The following is a 376-nucleotide window of genomic DNA, read 5'->3' as shown; positions in this document are numbered from 1 at the left end:
CACCTTACTATCCTTCATCCCGGCCAGATGCTGGATGGCGCCTGATATGCCGCAGGCGATATAGAGCTGCGGCGCCACCACCTTGCCGGTCTGGCCGACCTGCCAGTCGTTCGGCGCATAACCGGCATCGACGGCCGCACGGCTTGCCCCGACGGCAGCCCCGAGCTTGTCGGCGAGCGGCAGGATGACCTCCCGGAATTTTTCCGCCGAACCCAGCGCCCGGCCGCCTGAGATGATGATCTTCGCCGAGGTCAGTTCCGGACGATCGGAGGCCGACAGCGCATCGGCGACGAAGCGCGACAGAGCGGGATCGGAAACCGCTGCAACCGTCTCGATCGGCGCGGAGCCGCCTTCGGCTGCAGAGACGAAGGAGGCG

At 66.8% G+C, this 376-nt stretch carries 1 protein-coding gene; it reads right to left on the bottom strand.

Annotated features, from left to right (window positions below):
* Positions 1-376 (bottom strand): electron transfer flavoprotein subunit alpha/FixB family protein (locus ACMUVN_RS33295; RefSeq protein WP_414816055.1); only part of this gene is annotated, 376 nt, incomplete at both ends.

It is taken from the genome of Rhizobium sp. IY2 (assembly GCF_047532935.1).
GTDB classification, from domain to species: domain Bacteria; phylum Pseudomonadota; class Alphaproteobacteria; order Rhizobiales; family Rhizobiaceae; genus Rhizobium; species Rhizobium anhuiense.
This window is presented reverse-complemented; position numbering and strand designations above follow the sequence as displayed.